Annotated in this window: 19 protein-coding genes; 12 read left to right on the forward strand and 7 right to left on the reverse strand. The window is 73.8% G+C overall.

Annotated elements, in window-relative coordinates:
• Window positions 1-3 precede the first annotated feature (3 nt).
• Complete coding sequence (locus AB0F81_RS07415) at window positions 4-2,316, forward strand: FtsX-like permease family protein (protein ID WP_360192469.1); 2,313 nt, start codon at window positions 4-6, stop codon at window positions 2,314-2,316.
• A gap of 1 nt (window position 2,317) precedes the next feature.
• On the opposite strand, the gene AB0F81_RS07420 is transcribed toward AB0F81_RS07415, so the two are convergent.
• On the reverse strand, window positions 2,318-3,451 hold the full coding sequence (locus tag AB0F81_RS07420) for a hypothetical protein (RefSeq protein ID WP_360192471.1): 1,134 nt from the start codon (window positions 3,449-3,451) through the stop codon (window positions 2,318-2,320).
• Window positions 3,452-3,482: 31 nt separating this feature from the next.
• Between AB0F81_RS07420 and AB0F81_RS07425 the strand changes: the two genes are divergently transcribed.
• The 4 genes from AB0F81_RS07425 (at window position 3,483) to AB0F81_RS07440 (ending at window position 9,160) form a co-directional block, all read left to right on the forward strand.
• Window positions 3,483-4,397: a 5'-3' exonuclease gene (locus AB0F81_RS07425; protein ID WP_360192474.1), complete on the forward strand. Its 915-nt coding sequence runs from the start codon at window positions 3,483-3,485 to the stop codon at window positions 4,395-4,397.
• Window positions 4,398-4,498: 101 nt separating this feature from the next.
• Window positions 4,499-7,540, forward strand: coding sequence for an EAL domain-containing protein (locus AB0F81_RS07430; protein ID WP_360192476.1), 3,042 nt, complete (start codon window positions 4,499-4,501; stop codon window positions 7,538-7,540).
• Between the two features lie 72 nt (window positions 7,541-7,612).
• Entirely contained in the window at window positions 7,613-8,281 is a 669-nt protein-coding gene (locus tag AB0F81_RS07435; protein WP_360192479.1) for a GNAT family N-acetyltransferase, read from the forward strand.
• Between the two features lie 216 nt (window positions 8,282-8,497).
• The gene (locus AB0F81_RS07440; RefSeq protein ID WP_360192481.1) at window positions 8,498-9,160 is read left to right on the forward strand and encodes a hypothetical protein; all 663 of its coding nucleotides are present in this window, start codon (window positions 8,498-8,500) and stop codon (window positions 9,158-9,160) included.
• 1 nt (window position 9,161) lies between these two features.
• Here AB0F81_RS07440 and AB0F81_RS07445 read toward each other — a convergent pair whose 3' ends face one another.
• Window positions 9,162-10,343 carry an acyl-CoA dehydrogenase family protein gene (locus tag AB0F81_RS07445; RefSeq protein ID WP_360192484.1) on the reverse strand — a complete coding sequence of 394 codons (1,182 nt, stop codon included), beginning with the start codon at window positions 10,341-10,343 and terminating at the stop codon, window positions 9,162-9,164.
• Between the two features lie 78 nt (window positions 10,344-10,421).
• On the opposite strand from AB0F81_RS07445, the gene AB0F81_RS07450 reads away from it, so the two are divergent.
• From AB0F81_RS07450 to AB0F81_RS07460, 3 genes are read left to right on the forward strand one after another with little or no spacing between them, the layout of a single operon-like run.
• The gene (locus AB0F81_RS07450; RefSeq protein WP_360192486.1) at window positions 10,422-11,960 is read left to right on the forward strand and encodes a GGDEF domain-containing protein; all 1,539 of its coding nucleotides are present in this window, start codon (window positions 10,422-10,424) and stop codon (window positions 11,958-11,960) included.
• A gap of 17 nt (window positions 11,961-11,977) precedes the next feature.
• Window positions 11,978-12,832 carry a hypothetical protein gene (locus AB0F81_RS07455; protein WP_360192488.1) on the forward strand — a complete coding sequence of 285 codons (855 nt, stop codon included), beginning with the start codon at window positions 11,978-11,980 and terminating at the stop codon, window positions 12,830-12,832.
• Window positions 12,780-13,334: a GNAT family N-acetyltransferase gene (locus tag AB0F81_RS07460; protein ID WP_360192491.1), complete on the forward strand. Its 555-nt coding sequence runs from the start codon at window positions 12,780-12,782 to the stop codon at window positions 13,332-13,334. The genes AB0F81_RS07455 and AB0F81_RS07460 overlap by 53 nt, the downstream gene beginning before the upstream one ends.
• Here the strand turns inward: AB0F81_RS07460 and AB0F81_RS07465 are convergent.
• Together AB0F81_RS07465 and AB0F81_RS07470 are read right to left on the reverse strand one after the other, a co-directional pair.
• Window positions 13,329-13,757 carry a PPOX class F420-dependent oxidoreductase gene (locus AB0F81_RS07465; RefSeq protein WP_360192493.1) on the reverse strand — a complete coding sequence of 143 codons (429 nt, stop codon included), beginning with the start codon at window positions 13,755-13,757 and terminating at the stop codon, window positions 13,329-13,331. The two genes, AB0F81_RS07460 and AB0F81_RS07465, sit on opposite strands and share 6 nt — an antisense overlap.
• 4 nt (window positions 13,758-13,761) lie before the next feature.
• Window positions 13,762-14,976 (reverse strand): MFS transporter, encoded by a 1,215-nt coding sequence (locus AB0F81_RS07470; RefSeq protein ID WP_360192496.1) that lies wholly within the window; start codon window positions 14,974-14,976, stop codon window positions 13,762-13,764.
• Window positions 14,977-15,061: 85 nt separating this feature from the next.
• On the opposite strand from AB0F81_RS07470, the gene AB0F81_RS07475 reads away from it, so the two are divergent.
• Together AB0F81_RS07475 and AB0F81_RS07480 are read left to right on the forward strand one after the other, a co-directional pair.
• Window positions 15,062-16,585 (forward strand): GGDEF domain-containing protein, encoded by a 1,524-nt coding sequence (locus AB0F81_RS07475; protein WP_360192499.1) that lies wholly within the window; start codon window positions 15,062-15,064, stop codon window positions 16,583-16,585.
• A gap of 97 nt (window positions 16,586-16,682) precedes the next feature.
• Window positions 16,683-17,339 carry an HNH endonuclease family protein gene (locus tag AB0F81_RS07480; protein WP_360192502.1) on the forward strand — a complete coding sequence of 219 codons (657 nt, stop codon included), beginning with the start codon at window positions 16,683-16,685 and terminating at the stop codon, window positions 17,337-17,339.
• Here AB0F81_RS07480 and AB0F81_RS07485 read toward each other — a convergent pair.
• A complete protein-coding gene (locus AB0F81_RS07485; protein WP_360192505.1) occupies window positions 17,323-17,961 on the reverse strand; it encodes a maleylpyruvate isomerase family mycothiol-dependent enzyme in 639 nt (212 codons plus the stop codon). The genes AB0F81_RS07480 and AB0F81_RS07485 overlap by 17 nt on opposite strands.
• 52 nt (window positions 17,962-18,013) lie before the next feature.
• Between AB0F81_RS07485 and AB0F81_RS07490 the strand changes: the two genes are divergently transcribed.
• Window positions 18,014-18,952, forward strand: coding sequence for an RNA polymerase subunit sigma-70 (locus tag AB0F81_RS07490; RefSeq protein WP_360192508.1), 939 nt, complete (start codon window positions 18,014-18,016; stop codon window positions 18,950-18,952).
• Here the strand turns inward: AB0F81_RS07490 and AB0F81_RS07495 are convergent.
• Entirely contained in the window at window positions 18,924-19,832 is a 909-nt protein-coding gene (locus AB0F81_RS07495) for a LysR family transcriptional regulator (protein WP_360192510.1), read from the reverse strand. The genes AB0F81_RS07490 and AB0F81_RS07495 overlap by 29 nt on opposite strands.
• A gap of 72 nt (window positions 19,833-19,904) precedes the next feature.
• On the opposite strand from AB0F81_RS07495, the gene AB0F81_RS07500 reads away from it, so the two are divergent.
• Window positions 19,905-20,861: a DMT family transporter gene (locus AB0F81_RS07500; protein WP_360192513.1), complete on the forward strand. Its 957-nt coding sequence runs from the start codon at window positions 19,905-19,907 to the stop codon at window positions 20,859-20,861.
• Window positions 20,862-21,659: 798 nt separating this feature from the next.
• Here AB0F81_RS07500 and AB0F81_RS07505 read toward each other — a convergent pair.
• Complete coding sequence (locus tag AB0F81_RS07505) at window positions 21,660-22,493, reverse strand: class I SAM-dependent methyltransferase (protein WP_360192516.1); 834 nt, start codon at window positions 22,491-22,493, stop codon at window positions 21,660-21,662.
• Between the last annotated feature and the right edge of the window lie 9 nt (window positions 22,494-22,502).

The raw sequence follows: 22,502 nt of genomic DNA on the forward strand, positions 1-22,502 counted from the left end.
GGCATGACCGCCGTGTGGCGGACCGCCCGCGCCGCGGTCCGCCGGCGCAAGGTGCAGACCGTCGTGATCTTCCTGGTCGTGCTGATGTGCACGACCACGGTGGTGGTGTCCATCGCCCTGCTGGACGCCGCGTCCGCGCCCTTCGAGCGGGCCTTCGCGCAGCAGCGCGGCGCGCACACGATCGCCGCCTACGACCCGGCGAAGGTGACCGACGCCCAGCTCACCGCCGCCCACGACGGGGTGGCCGAGGCGGCCGGCCCGTTCCGGCAGGTGGTGCTGGAGCCGGAGGGCCCACCGAAACCGGGTGTCTCCGGGCCGATGACCGTGGTCGGGCGCGACGGCCCGGGCGGCGCGGTGGACCAGCTCCACCTGTGGCGGGGCCGGTGGCCGTCCGCCGACGGGGAGATCGTGCTCAACGAGACGCCGCAGAGCGACGCCTTCGACCTGAGCATCATCGACGAGACCCGGTCGGTGACCGCGGGCGGCAGGACGTTCACCGTGGTCGGCTGGGCGCACAGCGTCAGCGGGTCGGCTGACGCCTGGGTGACGCCGGAGCAGATGGCGGCGCTTCAGCCCACCGGGACGCAGATGCTCTACCGCTTCTCCGGCGACGTGTCGTCGCGCGCCGCCGTCGATCACCGCGTCGCCGAGGTGACCACGGGGCTTCCCGGCGGCGCGCTGATCGCGGCTCAGCCGTACTTCGTGATCAAGGAGCGGGCGGCCGCGCAGCCCGGCACCTACCTGCCGTTCCTGGGCACCTTCGGGGTGCTCGGCCTGCTGGTCGCGGTGATCATCGTGGGCAACGTGGTGAGCGGCGCGGTGATCTCCGGGTTCCGGCACATCGGGGTGCTCAAGTCGATCGGCTTCACCCCGCGGCAGGTGGTCGCCGTCTACCTGACCATGGTCTCGGTGCCGGCCGTGCTGGCCGCCGTGCTGGGCACGGTGCTGGGCACCCTCGCGGCCGAGCCGATGCTCGCCGACACGTTCCGGGGGCTGGGGTTCGGGGACGTCGGGGTGTCGGCGTGGGTGCAGATCGTCACGCCGCTCGGTGTCCTCGGGCTGGTCCTGGCGGCCGCGCTGGTGCCCGCCCGGCGCGCCCGGAAACTCTCCGCGGCCGAGGCGATCAGCGCCGGCAGCGCGCCGCGCCGCGGGCGCGGCCTGCGGGTCCAGCAAAAACTCTCCGGTACGCGACTGCCGCGCGCCGTTAGCCTCGGTCTGGGGCTGCCGTTCGCCCGGCCGGGCCGGACCGCGCTGACCATGGCGTCGCTGCTGCTCGGCGTGATCACGGTGACCTTCGCGGCCGGTCTGTCCGACTCGATCATCCGGGTCACCGAGGTGGGCGAGCGGTCCGGCCGGGACGTCGGGGTCCGCGCCGAGCGTCCCGACTTCGCCCCACCCAGCCAGCGGTCGGACACCGAGGTGGAGCAGCTGCTGCGCGGCATCCCCGGCGCCGCGCGCGTCGCGGTGGCCGTCAACCGGGAGGTGACGCTGCTCGGCGACAACGAGCCGATCCTGATCAACTTCTCCCGTGCCCAGGTCGCCGAGATGGGTTACGAGGAGCAGCTGCTGGAGGGCCGCTGGATGGCCGCCGCGGACGAGGTGGTCGCGCCGAGCCAGCTGCTCAACGAGCGGGGCCTGAAGGTCGGCGACCGGCTCACCGTGGAGATCGGCGGGGCGCGCAGCACCTACACCATCGTCGGCGAGACGGTCCGCGGATTCCCGGGGCCGGAGGGCCTGTTCGCGCCGTGGCGCGCCTTCGACGACGCCGAACCGTTCGACTTCTTCTACCAGGTGCAACTGACCGAGGGCACCGACCCCGAGGCGTACGTCGCGGCGATCCGCGCGGCCGATCCCGGCCTGCTGGCCTGGAACAACACCGGGGCGAACGAGTTCGCGGTGGTGGTCACCTCGTTCTCCACGGTGCTGGCCGTGTTGCTGGCCACCGTGGCGGCGCTCGGCGTGCTCAACACGGTGGCCCTCAACGTCCAGGAGCGGCGCCGGGACCTCGGCATGCTGAAGTCGATCGGGATGACGCCGCGCCAGGTGGTGACCATGACGGTGACCTCGATGGCGGCGCTCGGCGTGGTCGGCGGGCTGGTCGGCGTTCCGCTCGGGATGGCGGCACACCGGTGGGTCGTGCCGCTCGCCGCGGAGGCCTCGAAGATCCGCCTGCCGGATTACGTGCTGCAGGTCTGGGACCCGGCGACGCTCGCCCTGACGGCGATCAGCGGGGTGCTGATCGCGGTGGCCGGATCGCTGCTGCCGGCCCGCCGGGCGGCCCGGCTGACCATCGCCCGGGTCCTGCACAACGAGTGATCTAGTCCCAGCTCACCGTCTCGAGATCACCCAGCTCCTCGACGGCGCTGCGGTCCTCGCTCGCCAGGATCCGCAGCATCCGGGCGGCCTCGTCGCCGGTCACGAACCGGCCCCGGGACCGCCCGGCCGCCGCGTCCGGGGTCTCCAGCCACAGCCGGCCGCCGTCCTCGCAGGAGACCTGGACCACGGCGTCCGAGCGGGAGGTGAACACCGCCCAGTTGCCGGGGGTGCGGGCGATGTGCCGCGACAGCCGGGCCTCGCAGTCCTCCAGCGTGTGCAGGGCGGGCAGCTCCGCCCAGCCGCGGTCCTCGGTCTGGTACCGCATCTCCAGCACGTCGGTCTCGGCCGCGCCCTCGATCACCGTCTCCAGGCCGGTCACGTCCTCGCCGCGGAAGATCGGCGCGAAGGCGCGCCAGGCCAGCCGGCGGGGCACGTCCACCTCCTGCACGGTGCCGCCGCCCGGCGGGGTCAGGGTGCCGACGATCCGGTCCCAGCGGCGCTGCACGACCAGCTCATAGCCGCGGACGTCGCGGATCTCCACCCGCACCCCGCTGGGGCCCTCCGGCGCGATCTGCGTCAGCAGCCGCTCGGCCGGCCACGGGAAGCGGCGCCGCGACCGTCGGATCGGCCCGCCCGGCCAGTCGTCGAGCAGGCGGGCGTCGGCGCGGGCGAGCGGTTCCCGGTTCCAGTCGTGCAGCGGCAGGCCGAGGCTCTTGCCGGTGGTGGTGAGCAGGAACGCCGCCGCGTCCTCGCCGTCGAGCACCTCGCTGCGGTGCGCCACGTCCACGCTGACCGTGCGGGCGGACAGCACCGGGTCGGCGGGGAACTCGACACCCGGGCCGCGCACCACCGCGCGGTCCAGGGCCAGGCCCGCCACGTGCAGCGCAACGGCGCGCACCACCCCGGACGGCTCGGCCGGCAGGTCCAGCAGCGCGGCGGCCACGTCCTCCCGGAACGACCCGAGCTCGGCCCGCAGCACGGTGACCCGGCCGTCGCGCACCCGGAAGACGGTCGTCGTCGCGCCGTCGGGCATCGGGACCGTCTCCACCCGTACGTCGTGCCCGCCGATCCGGGCCGGCACCGCCGGGAAGGGCCGCGCCGTCCGCAGCCGCTCGATGATCTCGTCGTCCGTCACCGGTCTATTGGAGCAAGGGCCCACTAGGGTGGTGGCCGTGACCCGACCACTGCTGGCCGTCGACGCCCCCAGCCTGTACTTCCGGGCGTTCCACGGCATCCCGGAGAAGGCTGCCCAGACCTCGGCCGGTGAGCCGGTCAACGCGATCCGCGGCTTCATGGACATGCTCGCCCAGTTGATCCGCACCCGGCAGCCCGACCGCCTGGTCTGCGCGCTGGACGCGAGCTGGCGGCCGGCCTGGCGGGTCGAGCTCGTCCCGTCCTACAAGAAGCACCGGGTGGCGCACGGCGACGTCGAGGAGGTGCCGGCCTCGCTGCAGAAGCAGATCCCGGTGCTGCTCGAGGTTCTTGCCGCGATCGGCATCCCGGCGTTCGGGGTGGACGGTTACGAGGCCGACGACGTGCTCGGCACGCTCGCCGCCACCCAGCCCGCCCCGGTCGAGGTGGTCTCCGGCGACCGCGACCTGTTCCAGCTGGTCGACGACGCCCGCGGCACCCGGCTGCTCTACTGCGGGCGGGGCGTGGCGAAGCTGGAGGACGCCGACGAGGCGCTGGTCCAGGCGAAGTACGGGGTGCCCGCCCGGTGGTACGCGGACTTCGCGGCGATGCGCGGCGACCCCAGCGACGGCCTGCCCGGGGTGGCCGGCGTCGGCGAGAAGACCGCCGCCCGGCTGATCGAGCGGTACGGCGGGGTCGACGAGATCCTCACCGCCCTCGACGATCCCACGGCCGGCTTCGCTCCGGGCGTACGGATCAAGCTCGATGCCGCGCGTGACTATCTCGCCAAGGCCCTGCCGGTCTGCAAGGTGGCGCTGGATGTGCCGCTGCCCGCCTTCGAGGCGGCGCTGCCGAAGGCGCCGCGTGACAGTGACGCGCTGCTGGCGCTCGCGGAGCGCTGGAACCTGGCGGGCTCGGCCCGCCGGTTGGTGGACGCGCTGGCCGGCTGAGGGTTGCCGCACGGTTGCGGCCCCGGCGGGTGTCTCAGGTCGGCGTCGGCGGCTCCGATACGGCGGGCGGCAACCTCGCCGCCTCACGATCGGAGTACGCATTGTCGACGCGAGCCGCTCGCGCGTGCTTCGGCGCCTGGATCCTGGCGCTCACCGGCCTCTACTACGCCCTTCCGAACGCCCACCTGTACACCTGGGCGGCGCTCGGCTACTCCTGCGCCGCGATGGTGCTGGTGGGCGTGCGGCTGAACAGGCCGGAACGCCGGGCGCCGTGGTACCTGATCAGCGCCGCGCTGGCGTGCTTCACCACCGGCGACACCTGGTACAACCTGGTCCTGGCGCTGGGCCGGGAGCCGGACTTCCCGGGCCTCGCCGACCTGTTCTTCGTGCTGATGTACCCGCTGCTCACCGCCGGGCTGCTGATGTTCGTCCGGATCCGGGCGGGCGGCGGCACCGATCGTGGCGCGCTGCTCGACGCGCTGGTGCCCACGGTCGGTCTCGGTCTGGTCGCCTGGGTGTACTGGATCGCCCCGTTCACCCGCTCCGAGCACCTGTCGGTGCTGGAGAAGCTGGTCTCGATCGGCTACCCGCTCGGTGACGTGCTGGTGCTGGCGATGATCATGCGGATGGTGAGCGGCGCCGGCCGGCGCGGCGGTGCGGTGACGACCATCGGGATCGCCATGGTCGGGCTGCTGATCTCCGACGTCTTCTACGGCCAGTCGCAGCTCAACAGCGACTGGGCGCTGGGTGGCCCGGTCGACCTGGGCTGGGTGGTCTTCTACAGCCTGATGGGGTACGCGGCGCTGCAGCCGTCGATGCGCACCCTCACCCGGCCCGCCGACCGGATCAGCCTCGACATGGGCCGGCACCGGCTGTTCTGGCTGGCCGCCGCCGCCCTGATCGCCCCGGCCGTGCTGGTCGCGGAGTACCTGCAGGGACACGAGGTCGAGATCGCCCGCGGCGGCGTGGTTGACGCGCCGGTGATCGCCGGCGCCGCCGCGGTGATGTTCCTGCTGGTCCTGGCCCGGGTCGGGGACCTGGCGCTGGCGCAGCGGCAGGCCGGCGCCCGGGAGCGGGCGCTGCGGCAGGCGAGCGCCACCCTGTTCGCCGCCGCCACCGCCGACGACGTGGCGGCCGGGGTGCGGCGCGCGGTGGCCCGGCTCTGGCCGTCGGACCACCGTTACCACCTGGACATCCCGCAGGAGGTGTTCCCCGGCGAGGCGGAGATCGCGATGCGGCTGATGCCGGCCGCGGAGCTGCCGCACGGTGACGCCGGCGGCTTCCCCTACGCGCTCTACGGCACCCAGCCGATGCCCGGCGGCGGCTACGGCGTGCTGGTGATCGGCGGCCCGGAAGCGGTGCTGAACACGGTGCGCCACTCGTTCGAGGCGCTCGGCGCGCAGGTCGCCGTGGTGCTGGAGCGGATCGCGCTCACCGCCGAGGTGAGCCGCCGCGACACCGAGGCGTACTTCCGCACGCTGATCCAGAGCGCCGCCGACGTCATCCTGATCCTCGACGAGGACGGCGCCATCCGCTACGCCAGCCCGTCGGCCGAGGCGCTGTTCGGCCACGGCGACCCGACCGGCTCGCCGTTCGCCGAGCTGCTCGCCGCCGACTCCCAGGAGGCGCTGCGCGAGGTCCTGACCCGGGTCGGGCAGGGCGCCGGCGACCTGGACGGGATCGGCCTCGCCGCCGACCGCGGCGGCCGGCGCGTGGAGATCGAGTGCGACCTGCGCGATCTTCGCGAGGACCCGACCGTACGGGGCCTGGTGATCACCCTGCGCGACGTGACCGAGCGCCGCCGCCTCGAGGACGACCTGACCCACCAGGCGTTCCACGACGCGCTGACCGGGCTCGCCAACCGGGTGCTGTTCCGCAACCGGCTGGAGCAGGCGTTCAGCGTGGCCGCCCGTGACGGGGCCACCCTCGGCGTGCTCTTCGTCGACCTGGACGACTTCAAGGAGGTCAACGACACCCTCGGGCACGCCGTCGGCGACCAGCTGCTGCTCACCGTGGCCCGGCGGATCTCCGCGATCATCGGGGCGGGCAGCACCGCCGCCCGGATGGGTGGGGACGAGTTCGCCGTACTCGTGGAGCAGAGTGACAGCGCCGACGCCGCCGAGGACGTGGCCGCGCGGCTCGTGGCCGCGCTGGCCGAGCCGATCGAGGTGACCTCCACCGACGGGATCGTGCACCAGGTCAGCGGCGGCGCCAGCGTCGGCGTCGCCACCAGCCGGGACGCGGAGAACGCCACCGAGCTGCTGCGGCACGCCGACCTCGCGCTCTACCTGGCGAAGGGTCTCGGCAAGGGCGCCTGGCAGCGTTACCAGAGCGACCTGCACACCGCGATGGTGCAGCGCCTGGAGATGCGCACCGCGCTGCACGAGGCGATCGAGGGCGAGCAGTTCGTGCTCCAGTACCAGCCGATCGTCGAGCTGGCCGGCGCCCGGGTCACCGGCGTGGAGGCGCTGGTCCGCTGGCAGCACCCGGTGCGGGGCCTGCTCGGGCCGTTCCACTTCGTGGAGGCGGCCGAGGAGAGCGGCGCCATCGTCGGCATCGGCTCGTGGGTGCTGCGTGAGGCCCTGCGACAGTTCGCCGAGTGGCGGGCGGAGAACCCGGCGTCGACGCTGCGCTACGTGAGCGTCAACGTGTCGGTGCGCCAGTTCCGCAGTGCGGACTTCACCGACGTGGTCCGGCAGGCGCTCGCCGACACCGGCGCCCGGCCGGAGTGGCTGCTGCTGGAGATCACCGAGAGCCTGGTGCTGCGCGACGCCGACAAGGTCCTCGCGGACCTCAAGGCGCTGCGCGCCATGGGGGTCCGGATCGCGATCGACGACTTCGGTACGGGGTACTCCTCGCTGAGTTACTTGCGGCAGATGCCGGTGGACGTGCTGAAGCTGGACAAGTCGTTCATCGACGACATTCTGCACAGCCGGCAGCAGCACGCCCTGGTCGACGCGATCGTCACGCTGGCGCACAACCTCGACCTGGCCGTGGTGGCCGAGGGCATCGAGGAGACCGGCCAGCACACCGCGCTGGACACGATGGGGTGCCGGTACGGCCAGGGTTACCTGTTCGCCAAGCCGCTCTGGCCGGCCGACATCCCGGCGCTCACCGTCTCCGCCGAACTCGTCTCACGATGAGCGTGCGTCCGCGTGGGTGGTTTGACAGATATCTACTAGCGCGGGGCGGTGGGACCGGGCAGGGTCGCAGGTGTGCTGAACAATCCCGTGTGGGCGTCCCTCGCCGGGCCGCAGGCGTGTTTCGCCGAGGCGGCCGGCGACGCTGCCCGATACTTGCCCGAGATCTCCCCGTTCTGCGCGCTGCGCGACCCCGGCGACCCGGCCGGCTGGCGCGACCTGGCGACGCTCACCGACGTCGCGCTGCTCACCGGCCCGTCGATCACCCCGCTGGCCGGCTGGGAGACCGAGTCCGTGATGCACGGCCAGCAGATGATCGGCCAGAGCATGACCGGCGTCGACGACCCGGAGGCGGTCCGGCTCACCGAGCACGACGTGCCCGAGATGCTGGAGCTGGTCGCCCGCGCGCAGCCCGGCCCGTTCCGCAAGCGCACCGTCGACCTGGGCGGCTACCTGGGCATCCGCGACTCCTCCGGCCGGCTCGTCGCGATGGCCGGCGAGCGCTTCCGGATGCCGGGCTGGGCCGAGGTGAGCGCGGTCTGCACGGACCCGGAGTTCCGCGGCCAGGGCCTCGGCGCCCGCCTCACCATGGCGGTCGCGGCCGGCATCCTGGCGCGCGGTGAGCTGCCGTTCCTGCACGTGGTGTCGGACAACGACGACGCCATCCGGCTCTACGAGCGGCTCGGGTTCGAGCACAGCGGCGAGGTGGTCTTCGCCTCCTTCCGCCACTCCGGCCGCGGCTGACCGTCGCGCTCGCCCGGCGCGGCCGCGCCGTGCCGGGGCCGACGGCAAGATCCGGACGGGGTCCGATACGGCGAGCCCGCGCCGCGGCCGGGCCGGCGGCAAGACCCGGACGGGTCCGATCGCCCGCCGTTTCGCCGACGGGCCGCAGCCGAACCGGCGAGGGGACCGGCACGAACGCCCCTCGCCAAGATCATCACGTCCCGCCACGCTGTACCGATGATCTACGGTTCCACCGCGTCGTCCCCGGAGGAGCAGCCTTCGACGCCGGAACCGCCCGCACCACCGCGGCCCGCGGCGCTGGAGCTCGCCGCGCCGGCCCGCTCCACGGCACTGGCACTGGCCGCGTCGCCGCGGCCCGCGACGCACCGGCCGCGACTGCTCGCCCTGTCGGCGCTGGCGGTCACGCTGCTCTTCGGCGCCGGCATGATCATCGCGGGTCTGCTCGAACGTCCGGCCGAGCCGACCTGGGCCACCGGCGAGCCGCCCGGCACCCCGACTCTCGTGTCCGCGGGTCCCACCACGCCCGTCGCCGACGCGCCGCCCGTGCCGGCGACCGGGGAAGCCTCCCCGTCACCGTCCCGCAAACCCTCGCGCAAGCCGAAGTCGAAGCAGCCGTCCCGCAAGCCGGCGACCAAGCCGACGACGGCCTCATCGGCGCCACAGCCGGCGGTGACCACCACGCCGGCGCCCAGCCCCTCGGCCAGCCGCCGGCCCGCTCAGCCCTCCCCCACGCCGTCCGCCACCAGCGCGTCCCCGCAGGTGGTCACCCTCGGCAGCCGGTGCTCCGCGGAGGGCAGCCGCGCCGTCTCCCGCCTGGGCTTCCCGGTGATCTGCGCGACCAGACCGTGGGACGAGGATCTCCGCTGGCGCCTGCTCTGAGCTAGAGCTGGCCGTGGTTGGGCGGCAGGACACCGGCCAGCTCGTAGGCCGCGATGTGCGCGTACTTCCAGTCCATAGGATCGTGCACGCTGTGCGTGCGAGCGTTGCGCCAGTGCCGGTCGAGATCGTATTTCGCCGCCGCCGAACTGGTGCCGCAGAGCGTGAACAGCTCCGACCCGGCCTCCAGCGCGATCTCGCTGCCGAAGGCCTTCGCGGCCGCGACCGCGAGCGAGCCACGCGCCGCGGCCTCGGCATCGGCGGGGATCAGGCCCACCTCGTCGAGGGTACGGGCGGACGACCCCAGCAACGCCTCAGCGGCCCGGACGCGGCTGGCGAGACGGCCGTAGCGGTGCCGCACGTGCGGGTCGTCGGTGGCGGCCACGGCGCCGGCCCGCACCGCCTCGGTGGACGGGCGGGCCTTGTCACGCAGGTAGGAGCGGGCGTCGCGCAGCGCGGCGCCGGCGATGCCGACCTCGATGGCGGCGTGGTACAGCTGCGCGCGGGCGCCCAGCTGCTGCGGCACGGCGAACGCCCCGGCGTAGGCGACGAGCAGCTGCGGCTCCACCGCCACCCGGGTGAACGTCGCCGTCCCGCTGATGGTGGCGCGCTGGCCGACCATGTCCCAGTCGGTGTCGACGTGCACGCCCTCGGCGTCGCGGGGGACGAAGGCCAGGACCAGGCGGTCGTTCTCGTCGAGGGCGCTGACCGCGATCCACGCGCTGGTCAGGGCGCCGGTCGTGTAGTACTTGACGCCGTCGAGGCGGCCACCCGCGATCCGGGTCTTCAAGTCCTGGGCGTGCTTGCCGCCGCGCTCGGCGAGGGCGTTGCCAAGCCGGCGGCCGGCGAGCACGTCGCTGTAGAGGCGCTTGCGGGCGTCCGGGCTGCCGTGCACGGCCAGGATGTCGATCATCAGGTAGTGGGCCTGCGGGACCTGGGCGATCGCCGGGTCGGCGGCGGCCAGGACGCGGGCGACCTCGGCGAGGGTGCTCGGGCCGAGGCCGGGGCCGCCGTCGCCGGCCGGAACGGTGATCGCGAGCAGGCCGGAGGCGTCGAGGTCGGCGAGCGCCTCGTGCGGGATCACGGCGGCGCCGTCGCGGTCGCGGCGGGCCGCGCCGGGTTCGAGGCGGGCGGCGAGCCGGTGGGCGGCGGCGACCGCCTCGTCGTGGGTCTGCGGTACTGGCATCCGCGAAGCCTATCGACCACCGGCCTGCACCCCGGCGGTTGCTCAAGTGGCCCGGCGGCGGTACCGATCCAAGGCGTCATGCAGACCTGGACGAGACGTGTGCCGCCACCCCGGCACCGACGGGCGCCCGCGCCGGCCGCGGCATACCTGCTGCTCGGCGGGCTGTACGTGACGATGGTGGCCCTGTCCGGCACCGCGCTGGTCACCGGGTTCGCCTCGTACGACCGGGTCGCCGAGCTGGCCCGGTTCGCGTTCGGCGTGTTCGGCCTGGTGGCGGCGGTCCGCGCGGCCCGCACGACGGCGCTGCCGCCGCGGCTGCGGCAGGCCTGGGGTGCGGTCGCCGCGTGTTTCGCCGTGCTGGTGGCCAGCACCCCGGTGCTGGTGTTCGCCGTCGACGAGGCGGGCTCGGCCGCTGCCGACATCAGCCACGTGATCTTCGTGGTGGCGCTGATCATCGCGCTGCAGCGGTTCCCGCTCGCGCCGATGAACCGCCGGGACCGGCTGAAGACCGGTCTGGACGCGCTGACCGTGCTGGTCGGCGGCTCGATGGTGCTCTGGTACCTGGCGTTCGACCCGTACGTGGAGCGGCACGGCCTGGCGCCCGGCGTGATCGTCAGCGCCATGGTGTACCCGATCGGCGACCTGGCGCTGCTCTTCGTCGCCTCCCTGGCGCTGCTGCGCGGCGCCGACAGGGCCGCGCAGCGCCCGCTGCGGCTGCTCACCGCCGGCACGCTGGTCCTGTTCGTCGGCGACGCCGTGCACGGCTACCTGAACGGGCACGACCTGGCGACGCAGAACTCCTGGCAGTTCGTCTGCTGGATCACCGCGGACGCGCTGCTGGCGGCGGCCGCCGTGGAGCAGTGCCGGGCTTCCGGCGGGTCCGCCCGCGAGCCGCGGCCCGGGTTCCGGTGGGGCCGGTTCCTGCCGTTCGCCGCGGTCGCGGTGGCGCACCTGCTGATGCTGGGCGCGGCCGTCGACGAGGGGCGCTTCTCGCCGTGGGGCGGTCTCGCGCTCGGTGGCGCCGCGCTCAGCGCGCTGGTGCTGTTCCGGCAGACCCTGGTGCAGCGGGAGACCGACGAGCAGGCCCGCACCGACGCGCTGACCGGGCTGGCGAACCGGGGCCTGTTCCGGGCCACGTCGTACCGGACGCTGGAGCGGGGCGCGCGCACCGGGCAGCACAGCGCGATCCTGGTGATCGACATGAACGGCTTCAAGGAGATCAACGACTCGTTCGGCCACAAGGCCGGTGACCTGGCGCTGGTGGCCTTCGCCGAGGTGCTGCGGCGCTGCGTGCCGGCGCCGGGTCTGCCGGCCCGCCTCGGCGGCGACGAGTTCGCGGTGGTGCTGCCGGACGTCGGGTTCCCGGAGCGGGCGTACGAGCTGGCCGGCCGGATCGCGGCCGCGCTCGGCCCGGTCGCGATCGAGGGCCGGCTGATCACCCTGGCGGCCAGCATCGGGGTGGCCGTCTCCGCACCCGGTCAACTGACCCACGACGAGCTGGTGCACCGCGCCGACCTGGCCATGTACCGGGCGAAGGCGCTCGGGCCGGACACCCGCTGGGCGATCTGGCAGGAGTCGCTGGAACCGTCGGCCGAACCGGCGGCTGTGGCGGCCTGACTATCCTGGAAAGCCTCGTGAACGCTTTTCTGCTGCTGAAGCCCGATTGCCTGCGCCGGGGGCTGACCGGCGACGTGGAACGCACCGTCGCCCGGGCCGGCCTGAGCATCGACTGCCGGCACCGGATCCGGCTGACCCCGGACGACACCCGGTTCCTCTGGACCGAGTACACCGACGCCGGCCACGTGCTGGCCCGGGCGTTCCTCGACCGCTACCTGTGCGGGGAGCCCTCCGAGGTGCTGCGGGTCAGTGGCCCCGACGCGTTCGAGAAGGTCCGGAAGATCAAGCGGTCGGTGCGCTCCCGGCACGCGCTGGGCCTGTTCGCCAACGTGGTGCACGCCGCCGAGCGGCCCGGTGAGCTGGCCCGTCAGGGCAACCACCTCTCCGGCCGGTGCGCCGCCTGCGCCGAGCCGTTCGCCGCGGCCGCCGCGGATCCCAACCCGGCGCGCCCGGCCGGCGACGATCTCCGGGCCCACGCCGACATCCCGCGGCTGGTCGACGAGCTGTGGCCGAAACTGCAGGTGGATCTCGAACCGCCGGCGCCGCACCGGCTCGACGGCGAACCGGTCGCCGCGGTCTACCTCGGCGGCGACCGGGCGCACTCGCTCGACTCCGGCGTCACCGCGGTGTGGCGGGCCCTGCCCGGCGCCCGGCTGGCCGACGCCGTGCTGCTCACCATGTTCGCGGACCGCGTCGACGGCTACCCGATCGCGGTCGGCGCGCCGGACGCGGTGCACCGGTGCCACCGGGCTCTGCGGGACCACGGGATCCGGTCGTGCGGCGTGGGGCCGTACGATCCGCTGCCCGCAGAATGGCGGCATGCCGCAACCGATCCTGCGCACCGACCGCCTGCTGCTCGTCCCGCTCGCTGACGAGCACCTCGACCTGGAGGTGGAGCTCGACTCCGACCCCGAGGTGCTGCGCTACATCTTCGGCCGGTCCCGCTCCCGTGAGGAGGTGATCGAGTCGCACGCCACCCGGATGGACCTGGGCCGCAAGGTCGACGGACTCGGCTTCTGGATGGCCTTCGGCGCCGGCGACGAGTTCGTCGGGCTGATGATGCTGCCGCCGGCGCCCGGCCCGGAACCGGGCGTCGCCGAGCTCGGCTACCGCCTGGTCCGCCGGTTCTGGCGGCAGGGCCTGGCCAGCGAGGTCTCCCGGGAGCTGCTCCGGCACGCTTTCCAGACGGCCGGGCAGCAGCGGGTGATCGCGCAGACCATGGCGGTCAACGCCGGCTCCCGGGGTGTCATGGCCGCGGTGGGGATGCGGCACGTGCGCACCTTCCACCCGGTCTTCGACGACCCGCTGCCCGGCGCCGAGCAGGGCGAGGTGGAGTACGCGATCACCCGCGAGGAGTGGGCCGCCCGGCTATGACGCCACCCCGGTGAACCCGATGACCTTCTCCACGCGCAGGCGGACCAGCAGCTCGCCGGGGGCCGCGTTGCGGGCGCCGTACTCACCGGCGAGCTCGGCGCCCATGTAGCGCTCGGCGATCCGGGTGGACCACTCGAGCATCGACTCCAGGTCCTCGCTGATCGTGACGCTCCCGCGGACGGTGACGAACGCGTACGGCGGGGTCTCCTCGTCGACGCAGACCGTGGCGCGCGGGTCGCGCGCCAGGTTGCGTCCCTTCACGCTGGTCGCCCCGGTGTTGAAGACCAGGTCGTCACCGTCCAGGACGAACCAGATCGGCATCACGTGCGGTGACCCGTCGGCGCGGGTGGTGGCCAGTTTTCCGGTGCGCGTGCCGTGCCCGAGGAAGGCCCGCCACTGCGCGTCGCTCATCGCTGTCGCCATGATCTCAGTGTGCTTGCTGCGTGCGATCCACGAGTACCCGGGCGCAGACGGCGGTGACCAGGCCGGCGATCACCACGGTGAGCAGGCCCACCCGCAGGCTGGTCTGGTCGGCGACCAGGCCGACCAGCGGCGGGGACAGCAGGAAACCGACCCGCAGCAGCCAGCTCACCACGGTCAGGCCCATCCCGTCGGGCAGGCCGGGCAGCTCGTCGGCGCTGTGCATGGCGGCCGGGACCAGGGTGGCCACGCCGAGGCCGGCCAGCGCGAACCCGGCGAGGGTGGTGCCGAGCGACGGGAACGCGAGGGCCAGGCCCATGCCGGCGGCGGCGAGCAGGCCGCCGGCGCGCACCACGGCCCGCTGCCCGAACCGGTCGACGACCCGGTCACCGGCCAGCCGGCCGGCGGTCATCGCCACCTGCAGCGCCACAAAGGCCAGGCCGGCCGCGGCGGCGCCGGTGGTCAGCTCGTCACGCAGGTAGATCGCGCCCCAGGAGGCGCCGGCGTCCTCGACCAGCGCGCCGCAGGCGGCCAGCACGCCGAGGACGGCCAGCACCCGCACGGCGGGGGCGGCCCAGGCGCGCCTGCCGGCGCCGGTGGCCGGGGCGGCCGCCTCGTCGGCGCGCTCGGCGCCGTCCGGGCCGGGCAGCAGGAACCGGTAGGCCACCAGCGCGACCACGCTGAACAGCACGGCGGAGATGCCGAGGTGCACGCCGAGCGCCAGGCCCAGCCCGGCCGCGGCGGAGCCCATCAGGCCGCCGAGCACCGCGCCGACGCTCCACAGGCCGTGGAAGGCGTTGACGATCGAGCGCCCGTAGAGGCGCTGGACGCGCAGGCCGTGCGCGTTCTGCGCGACGTCGATGACCGAGTCGAGGGCGCCGGCCAGGAACATGACGGCCGCCAGCGCGAACACGTTCGGCACGAAGGCGATCAGGAAGGTGGACGCGGCGAGCAGCACGATGCCGAGGGCGGCGACGCGGGACGACCGGAACCGGCGGATCGCGGCCGCGGCGAACAAGCCGGCCAGCAGCGCGCCGAACGGCATCGCGGCGATGGCCGCGCCGAGCGCCGCGTTGGACAGGTCCAGGTCGGCTTTGAGCTGCGGGAAGCGGGGTACGACATTCGCGTAGAGCGCGCCGTTGGTGAGGAAGACCGCGGCCACGGCGGCGCGGGCGAGCCGGGCCTGGCGCGAAGGCGCGGCGGGACGGGTGGCGGTCGTCATGCGTACGATCGTACATATCCTGTGTACGTCTGTACACAGCGAGCGAAACCTCATGAGGAAGCCGGACCAGCCGATCACTGCTTACATGAGTGCCGCACCCGTCATCCGCCGGGATCCCGTGCTGACGGCGGCCGGCTGGTGGACGGCCGCCGCCGTCATCCTGCTGTTCGCCTTCCACGGGAACTTCGAGGCCGAGACCCAGATCTACTGGGCCTTCCAGGTGCCGCTCGACGCGCTGCTCGCGTACTCGTCGTGGCAGGTCGCCCGGATCGCGACCGGCGCCGTCCGCCGCTTCTGGATCGTGCTCACCGCCTGCGGCGTGCTGTTCGCCTGCGGCGACGCCACCCAGGCGATCACCGAGCTGTTCACCACGAGCACCGGCTCGTCGGCCGGCGGGGTGGTGCAGAGCACCTGCTTCGCCATCGGCCTCGCCCTGCTGGTCATCGCGATGCTGGCCCATCCGCACCCCAGCCGGTCCCGGCGCGAGCGGCTGGCCTTCTGGCTCGACTCGGCCACCGTGCTGGTCGGCGGCGCGGTGGTCGCCTGGTGCATCACCGTGGACAAGGCCGACTGGCTGACCGCGGTCGCCACCGCGGCGGTGATCCTCACGGCCGGCTTCGCCTCGGTGAAGATGGTGCTGAGCGGCAACGCGCCGATGCACCGGGCCGCGGCCATCCCGATGATCGTCGCGTCGGCGGTCAACGGCATCGGCGTGTTCGTCGCGCTGGGCGAGACCGAGCGGCTGCCCGCGTACGTCTTCGCGGTCCGCTTCCTGCCGTCGCTGCTGATCGCGGTGGGCGCGCGCACCCAGGAGATCATGGCGCGGTTCGACCAGAGCGCCTTCGGCTCACGCCGCCGCAAGCCCTACAGCCTGCTGCCGTACGGGTCGATCGTCGTCGTCTTCACCTCGCTGATCGTCGTGCTGCGCCAGGCGCTGCGCGGGGAGCACGGAGCGCAGATCTGGGGCGTCGTCGCCGGACTCGGCGTGATCATCGCGCTGGTAGCGGCACGTCAACTGGTCGCCTTCCACGACAACACCCGGCTCATCAAGGAGCTCGACGACACCCTGGCCGACCTGCGCGAGCACGAGACCCGGCTGCGGCACCAGGCGCACTACGACGGGCTGACCGGGCTGGCCAACCGTACGCACTTCCACGAGCAGCTCACCGAGACCCTCGCGGACCAGCCGCCCGGCACGGTGTCGCTGCTGCTGATCGACCTGGACGGGTTCAAGGCGGTGAACGACACCCTCGGGCACGCGGCCGGGGACACCCTGCTCGCCGGGGTGGCCGACCACCTGCGCTCGGCGGTGCGCGCCGACGACGTGGTGGCCCGGCTCGGCGGTGACGAGTTCGCGGTGCTGCTGCGCGAGTGCGACGCCCGCGCCGGCGAGCAGACCGCCCAGCGCATCCTGCGCACCTTCGAGACGCCGGTGCTGATCGGCGGCCAGCAGGTGCGGGCCCACGCCAGCATCGGCGTGGCCAGCGCCGAGGACGGCGACGACGTCGTCACCCTGCTGCGTGCGGCCGACCTGGCGATGTACGCGGCCAAGCACCAGGGCAAGAACTGCTGGCGGCAGTACGAGCCGGCGATGTCACTGTCGGCCTGATCTTGGTGATCCGGACACGAGGAATTCACGTTCATCATGATCTGTTGACGCCGGGCTCCCGTAGATCTGTCTCGTCCGACCAGGACGATCCTCATCGATGGGAGCTCGCATGCACCTGTCCGCTCGTCCCCGCCTCGTGGCCGGCCTGCTCGCCGGCGCGATCGCCGCCGCCATCGGCCTGACCACCACCCCCGCCCAGGCCGCACCGACCGGCATCCCCGCCAAGTCCACCGCGCAGACCTACCTCAACGCGCTGACCGTGAAGGCCGAGGCGAACGCCTCCAGCTACGACCGGGACCTGTTCCCGCACTGGATCACGATCAGCGGCGCCTGCAACACCCGGGAGACCGTCCTCAAACGCGACGGCGTCAACGTGGTGACCAGCTCGGCCTGCGCCGCCACGTCCGGTTCGTGGTTCTCGCCCTACGACGGGGCGACCTGGACCGCGGCCGCCGACGTCGACATCGACCACGTGGTGCCGCTGGCCGAGGCCTGGCGGTCCGGGGCGAGCGCCTGGACCACCAGCAAACGGCAGAGCTTCGCCAACGACCTGACCCGGCCGCAGCTGATCGCGGTCACCGACAACGTGAACCAGGCCAAGGGCGACCAGGACCCGTCGACGTGGCAGCCGTCGGTCAGCTCGTACCGGTGCACCTACGCCCGGATGTGGATCGCGGTGAAGCACCACTGGGCGCTGAGCGTGCAGTCCTCGGAGAAGAGCGCCCTGCAGAGCATGCTCAGCACCTGCGCGTGAACCGGGCGGCCGCCTCGCCGTCGAGGTGGCCCGGCGGCAGCAGCCGGCCGCAGGCGACCAGCAGCAGATCCTGAGCGATGCCCCGCACCGGCGCGCCGTCGCCCAGGCTCCACTCCCGGTCGGTCGCCTGCAGCGACACGCCGGCCAGGTCGGCGCCGAAGAACGCCAGGTTCTTCGGCGCCATCCCGGCCAGCACAAGATCCATCCGGTACGCCGGAACGCGCCGCCCCGTGCCCAGGGCGGTCGTGATGTCCAGCCCGTGGATCACCTCGTGGGAGAGCGCGCCCAGCAGCCCGCCGCCCGGCGGCCGCCACGGGTGGGCGACGTTGGCCCGCAGCACCGCGAGCAGTTCGCCGCTGCTCATCCGGGCCGCGTCGCGCCGGGCGCACCGGTCGGCCATCGGGTTGAACCGGAAACCGGACCGGGCCAGCTCCCAGAAGAACCGGGGTGCCGACATCCGGAACGGCATGGTCGTGTGCGCCACGACCTCGCGCACCCGCCAGCCCGCGCACAGCGTCGGAGCGTCCCACTGCTCCGGCCGCAGTTGCGCCAGCAGATCGGCCAGTTCGGTACGTTCCGCGGTCACCGCGGCCAGGATGTCGTCCTGTCGAAGAGGTGTCATGACAGGGATACGGGACGCGGGCGCCGGACTCATCGGTCCTACCATTGCCGGAATGACCGCCGAGCTGGAACGGTTCCGCGTCGAACTCACCGGTTACTGCTACCGGATGCTCGGCTCCGGCCTGGAGGCCGAGGACGCCGTGCAGGAGAGCCTGGTGCGGGCGTGGCAGGCCCTCGACCGCTATGACGAGCGGCGCGCCTCGCTGCGCACCTGGCTCTACCGCATCGCCACCAACGTCTGCCTGGACATGCTGCGCAGCGCCCAGCGGCGGGCGCTGGCCATGGACCTCGGCCCGGCCTCGGACGCCGGCGCCGCGATCGGCGCGCCGCTGGCCGCGAACCGGTGGATCCAGCCGATCGCGGACAGCCGCGCCCTGCCGGCGACCGGCGACCCCGCGGAACAGGCGGTGCTGCGGGACACGATCCGGCTCGCGTTCGTGGCCGCCCTGCAGCACCTGCCCGCGCGGCAGCGTGCCGTGCTGATCCTGCGTGACGTGCTCTGCTGGAGCGCCGAGGAGGTCGCCGGCCTGCTCGACGGCACGGTGCCGGCGGTGAACAGCGCGCTGCAGCGGGCGCGGGCGACGCTGCGGGAGCACGCTCCGGCGCCCGCCGACCCGCCGGACGCCGCCCGGCGGGCCCTGCTCGACCGGTACTGCGCCGCGTTCGAGCGCCACGACGTCGAGGCGCTGGTCGCGCTGCTGCACGAGGACGCGACGATGTCGATGCCGCCGTTCGTGTGGTGGCTGCACGGCCGCGACCAGATCCGCCGGGCCATGCTGGCTCCCGAGTCGTCCTGCGAGGGCGCGCAGCTGCGGCCGGTGGCGGTGAACGGGTCGCCGGCGTTCTGGCAGACCCGCCCCGGCCCGGACGGGCGGCACGAGCCGTTCGCGCTGGTCGTCCTGGAGGTCGCCGGCGGGCGGGTCACCGACACGGTCACCTTCCTGGACCTGGACCGGCGCCTGGTCACGGCAGTCGCTGTGCCAGATCGGTGACCGCCGCGAGGAACGCGGTGAGGGCCGGGCCCGCCGGGCCGTCCCGGGTGACCAGGAACAGCCGGCGCCCGGCCGCCGCCTCCGCCACCGGACGGACCGCCAGCCCCGGATCGTCCGCCGGCAGGGTCATCGCCGGGAGCAGCGCGACCGCACCGGCGATGCGGACCAGGTCGAGGATGACGTCCACGTCGCCCGAGCGGTGCCGCAGGTCCGGCTCGTAGCCGCCGAGGGCACGGCAGGTGCCGACCACCATGGCGTGGTGGCCGGTGCCCTCGTCGGAGGCGGTCCAGATGTCGTCGCGCAGCGCGGCGACCGGGACCGGGCCGCCGGCGCGGACCAGCGGGTGGGCGGCCGGCAGGACCAGGTGCAGCGGCTCGTCCAGCAGCGGCGTGAACCGCAGGCCGCCGGGGCGGGGGCGGGGGTGCCCGTCGTACTCGTCGCTGACCATCACGTCGACCGAGCCCAGCCGCAGCCCGGGCAGCGCCTGCTCCAGCTCCAGCTCGGTGACCTCGACCCGGACTCGCGGGTGCTCGGCGGCCATCCGGGCCACGGCGGGCACCAGCAGGCGGCGGGCCGCCGACTGGAGCCCGCCGGCGCGGACCGTGCCCCGGACCTGGCCGCCCAGCGCGGCGAGGTCGGCCTCGGCCGCCTCGGCCGCGGCCAGCAGGATCCGGGCGTGCCGGGCCAGCAGCCGGCCGGCGTCGGTGAGCCGCACACCGCGGCCGGCCTTCTCGAACAGCCGGGCGCCGGACTCCTTCTCCAGCAGGGTGAGCTGCTGGGAGACGGCGGACGGGCTGTAGCCGAGCGCGGTGGCGACGGCGCCCAGGGTGCCCCGCTCCTCGAACTCGCGGAGGAACCGGAGCCGCCGGAAATCGATCATCCACAAATCCTAATGATTCAGCTCCAGGAATCGTCACTGGACCTGAACTGTCAGGCGGCTGATGCTCGACCCATGGGTCCTGTTCTGTGCCTGATCTCGGCGGCCGCGTTCGGCGCCATGGCGGTGTTCGGCAAGTTCGCCTACCAGGAGGGTGTCTCCACACCCGCGCTGCTGCTGGTCCGCTTCGGCCTGGCGGCGGCCCTGCTCGCCGCGCTGCACCTGGCACGGCCCGGACGCCGGTGGAGAGCCGGGCCGCGCGTGCTGGTCACGGCGCTGGCGATGGGCGCCGTCGGGTACGCCACCCAGGCCGGCCTCTACTTCGCCGCCCTGCGCATCATGGACGCGCCGCTGCTCTCGCTGATCCTCTACACCTTTCCGGTGCTGGTCACGGTGACCGCCGTGCTGCTCGGGCGGGACCGGCTGACGCCGGGCCGGGTGATCGCGCTGCTGGTCGCGTCCTGCGGCACGCTGCTGGTCCTGCTCGGCACCGGAGGCGTGGCCTTCGAGCCGCTCGGCGCGGTCCTGGCCTTCGGGTCGGCGGTCACCTACACCGTCTACATCCTGGTCGCGGACACCGTCGTGCAGCGGATCCCGCCGGTGCCGCTCGCCGCGCTGGTGATGGCCGGCGCGTTCCTCACCTTCGCGGGGTACGCCCTGCTCACCGGCACGGTCGCGCTGACCTTCGGGTGGCGCGGCTGGTTCTGGCTGCTGTGCATCGCGGCGGTCTCGACCGTGCTGGCACAGGTCACGTTCTTCGCCGGGCTGCGCCGCACCGGCCCGTCCGCCGCGGCGATCCTGTCCACCTTCGAGCCGGTGGTGACCACCGCGCTGGCGGCGCTCACCCTGCACGAGGTGCTCACCCCGATCCAGCTCGCCGGGGCGCTCCTGGTGCTGGCCTCGGCCGCCGCTCTCCAGCTGCGCCGCCGCGACCCGCTGCCCACCGCCGCCGGCCGGCCGCCGCGTGCGACATCGCAGTCCGCCGCACACCCCACCTCCCCACACCCAGCGCCGCCCGCCGACCGCGTGTGAAAGCGCGGTCCGCCAGCCAACCGCCTGTGACATCGCGGGCCGCAACGCACCCCAACTTCCCCGCAGTCCGCGATCGCGACGGTGAGCGTGGGAACCACGCATCGGCCCGGCCCGCCGCTGCGCGAGGTGCCCGCTGCCGTACGGCGTACGACGCCGACTGCGGCGGCGGCCCGGAGGTGTCCGCTCCTGAACGCATACCGACTCACGCCGGATCTTGGTCAGCTGGCTCTCAGCGCTGCTTCGAGCGCGTGCGGACAGCCCTAGCGGCCAGCCGGTTCCCCCGGCTGCACCTGGGAGTTGCTTCGGCCGCCCTCCAACGACCCTCACGGCCAGCCGGTCCACCCAGCTGCACCAGAGCGCTGCATCGACCAACCCCCAACGACCCTCACCGCCAGCCGGCCCACCCAGCTGCACCAGAGCACCGCCACGACCAGCCCTCGACGACCCTCACCGCCAGCCGGTCCACCCAGCTGCACCAGAGCGCTGCATCGACCAACCCTCGACGACCCTCACCGCCAGCCGGATCACCCAGCTGCACCAGAGCACCGCCACGATCAACCCCCAACGACCCTGGCGGGCAGCCGGAGCACCCGGCTGCGGCTGGGGGTTGCTTCGGGCGGCGTGAGACGACGCTGGCGGGCAGCCGAGGTGGTGGCACGGGTGACCGGACAGTCCCGGCGGGCCCGCTGCGCGGAACGTGCTTAAGCCCGGCGGTCGCGCTGGGGCCGGGACCACGTGCGCGGCTCGCGCATGGCCACGGGCGGTGTGGTTCGGCGGGCGGGGTAGGCCGTACCGGGATCAGGGTTGAAGCCGCCAGATGACCGCCTCGATCTCCGCGGTCAGCTCGGCGAAGCGCCCGCCGGGCGCGGCCGTGGCCAGCAGGTGGCGCAGGTCGGCCTGGAAGGCCGGCAGCCGGCCGGCGAACAGGTGCGGGGCCGAGCCGGACTGGGAGAGGACGGAGGCGATGATGTCGTCGGCGGTGCGCTCGACGACGCGGCCGCCGCCGGCGGTGAGCCGGTGCGGGCCGGTGAAGCCGGCGGCGCGCATGACGTCCTCCTCGCCGGAGCGGGTGCCGTTCGGCAGGCTGCCCTGGCCGGCGCGGCGGACCGGGCCGAGATAGCGGGTGACGAGTTCGGCGATGCGGTCCCACGGGGGCTGCGGGAGCGGCAGGACCCCCTCGGGCACGCCGCGGTGGGTGGTGCCGCCGACGTGTGCCCAGACGCCGCCGGGCTCCAGCATGTGGTCGCGGACGATGCCGGCCACCAGCGGCTGGTCCATCCAGTGGAAGGACTGGGCGAAGGTCACCACCCGGAAGACACCGAGCCCGTCGGGCAGGTCCTCGGCTCGTGCGCGGTGCCAGCGGATGTTCCGCGGGCCGGGGCGGCGGGCGGCCTCGGCGAGCATGCCGGGGTCGGGGTCGACGCCGATCGCCTCGGCGAAGGAGGGCGCGAGCAGCACGGTCAGCGAGCCGGGGCCGCAGCCGACGTCGAGCAGCCGGCCGGTGCCGTCGAGATCGAGTTCCCGGCGGAGGGCTTCGATCAGCTCGGCGGGATAGGGCAGGCGGCCGGCCGTGTAGTGCTCGGCGGTGCCGGCGAAGAGCGTCTCGTCCCACGTCCAGTCGGTGTCGGTCACACCCCGATG

This window comes from Actinoplanes sp. NPDC024001 (genome assembly GCF_040638955.1).
Classification (GTDB): domain Bacteria; phylum Actinomycetota; class Actinomycetes; order Mycobacteriales; family Micromonosporaceae; genus Actinoplanes.

What these genes read in the sequence shown, in the direction of transcription:
- AB0F81_RS07495 (WP_360192510.1), bottom strand. Translation starts at nt 19,832, where the DNA reads ATGATCGATTTCCGGCGGCTCCGGTTCCTCCGCGAGTTCGAGGAGCGG.
- AB0F81_RS07485 (WP_360192505.1), bottom strand. Translation starts at nt 17,961, where the DNA reads ATGACACCTCTTCGACAGGACGACATCCTGGCCGCGGTGACCGCGGAA.
- AB0F81_RS07480 (WP_360192502.1), top strand. Translation starts at nt 16,683, where the DNA reads ATGGGAGCTCGCATGCACCTGTCCGCTCGTCCCCGCCTCGTGGCCGGC.
- AB0F81_RS07500 (WP_360192513.1), top strand. Translation starts at nt 19,905, where the DNA reads ATGGGTCCTGTTCTGTGCCTGATCTCGGCGGCCGCGTTCGGCGCCATG.
- AB0F81_RS07445 (WP_360192484.1), bottom strand. Translation starts at nt 10,343, where the DNA reads ATGCCAGTACCGCAGACCCACGACGAGGCGGTCGCCGCCGCCCACCGG.
- AB0F81_RS07475 (WP_360192499.1), top strand. Translation starts at nt 15,062, where the DNA reads ATGAGTGCCGCACCCGTCATCCGCCGGGATCCCGTGCTGACGGCGGCC.
- AB0F81_RS07470 (WP_360192496.1), bottom strand. Translation starts at nt 14,976, where the DNA reads ATGACGACCGCCACCCGTCCCGCCGCGCCTTCGCGCCAGGCCCGGCTC.
- AB0F81_RS07415 (WP_360192469.1), top strand. Translation starts at nt 4, where the DNA reads ATGACCGCCGTGTGGCGGACCGCCCGCGCCGCGGTCCGCCGGCGCAAG.
- AB0F81_RS07490 (WP_360192508.1), top strand. Translation starts at nt 18,014, where the DNA reads ATGACCGCCGAGCTGGAACGGTTCCGCGTCGAACTCACCGGTTACTGC.
- AB0F81_RS07465 (WP_360192493.1), bottom strand. Translation starts at nt 13,757, where the DNA reads ATGGCGACAGCGATGAGCGACGCGCAGTGGCGGGCCTTCCTCGGGCAC.
- AB0F81_RS07460 (WP_360192491.1), top strand. Translation starts at nt 12,780, where the DNA reads ATGCCGCAACCGATCCTGCGCACCGACCGCCTGCTGCTCGTCCCGCTC.
- AB0F81_RS07450 (WP_360192486.1), top strand. Translation starts at nt 10,422, where the DNA reads ATGCAGACCTGGACGAGACGTGTGCCGCCACCCCGGCACCGACGGGCG.
- AB0F81_RS07440 (WP_360192481.1), top strand. Translation starts at nt 8,498, where the DNA reads ATGATCTACGGTTCCACCGCGTCGTCCCCGGAGGAGCAGCCTTCGACG.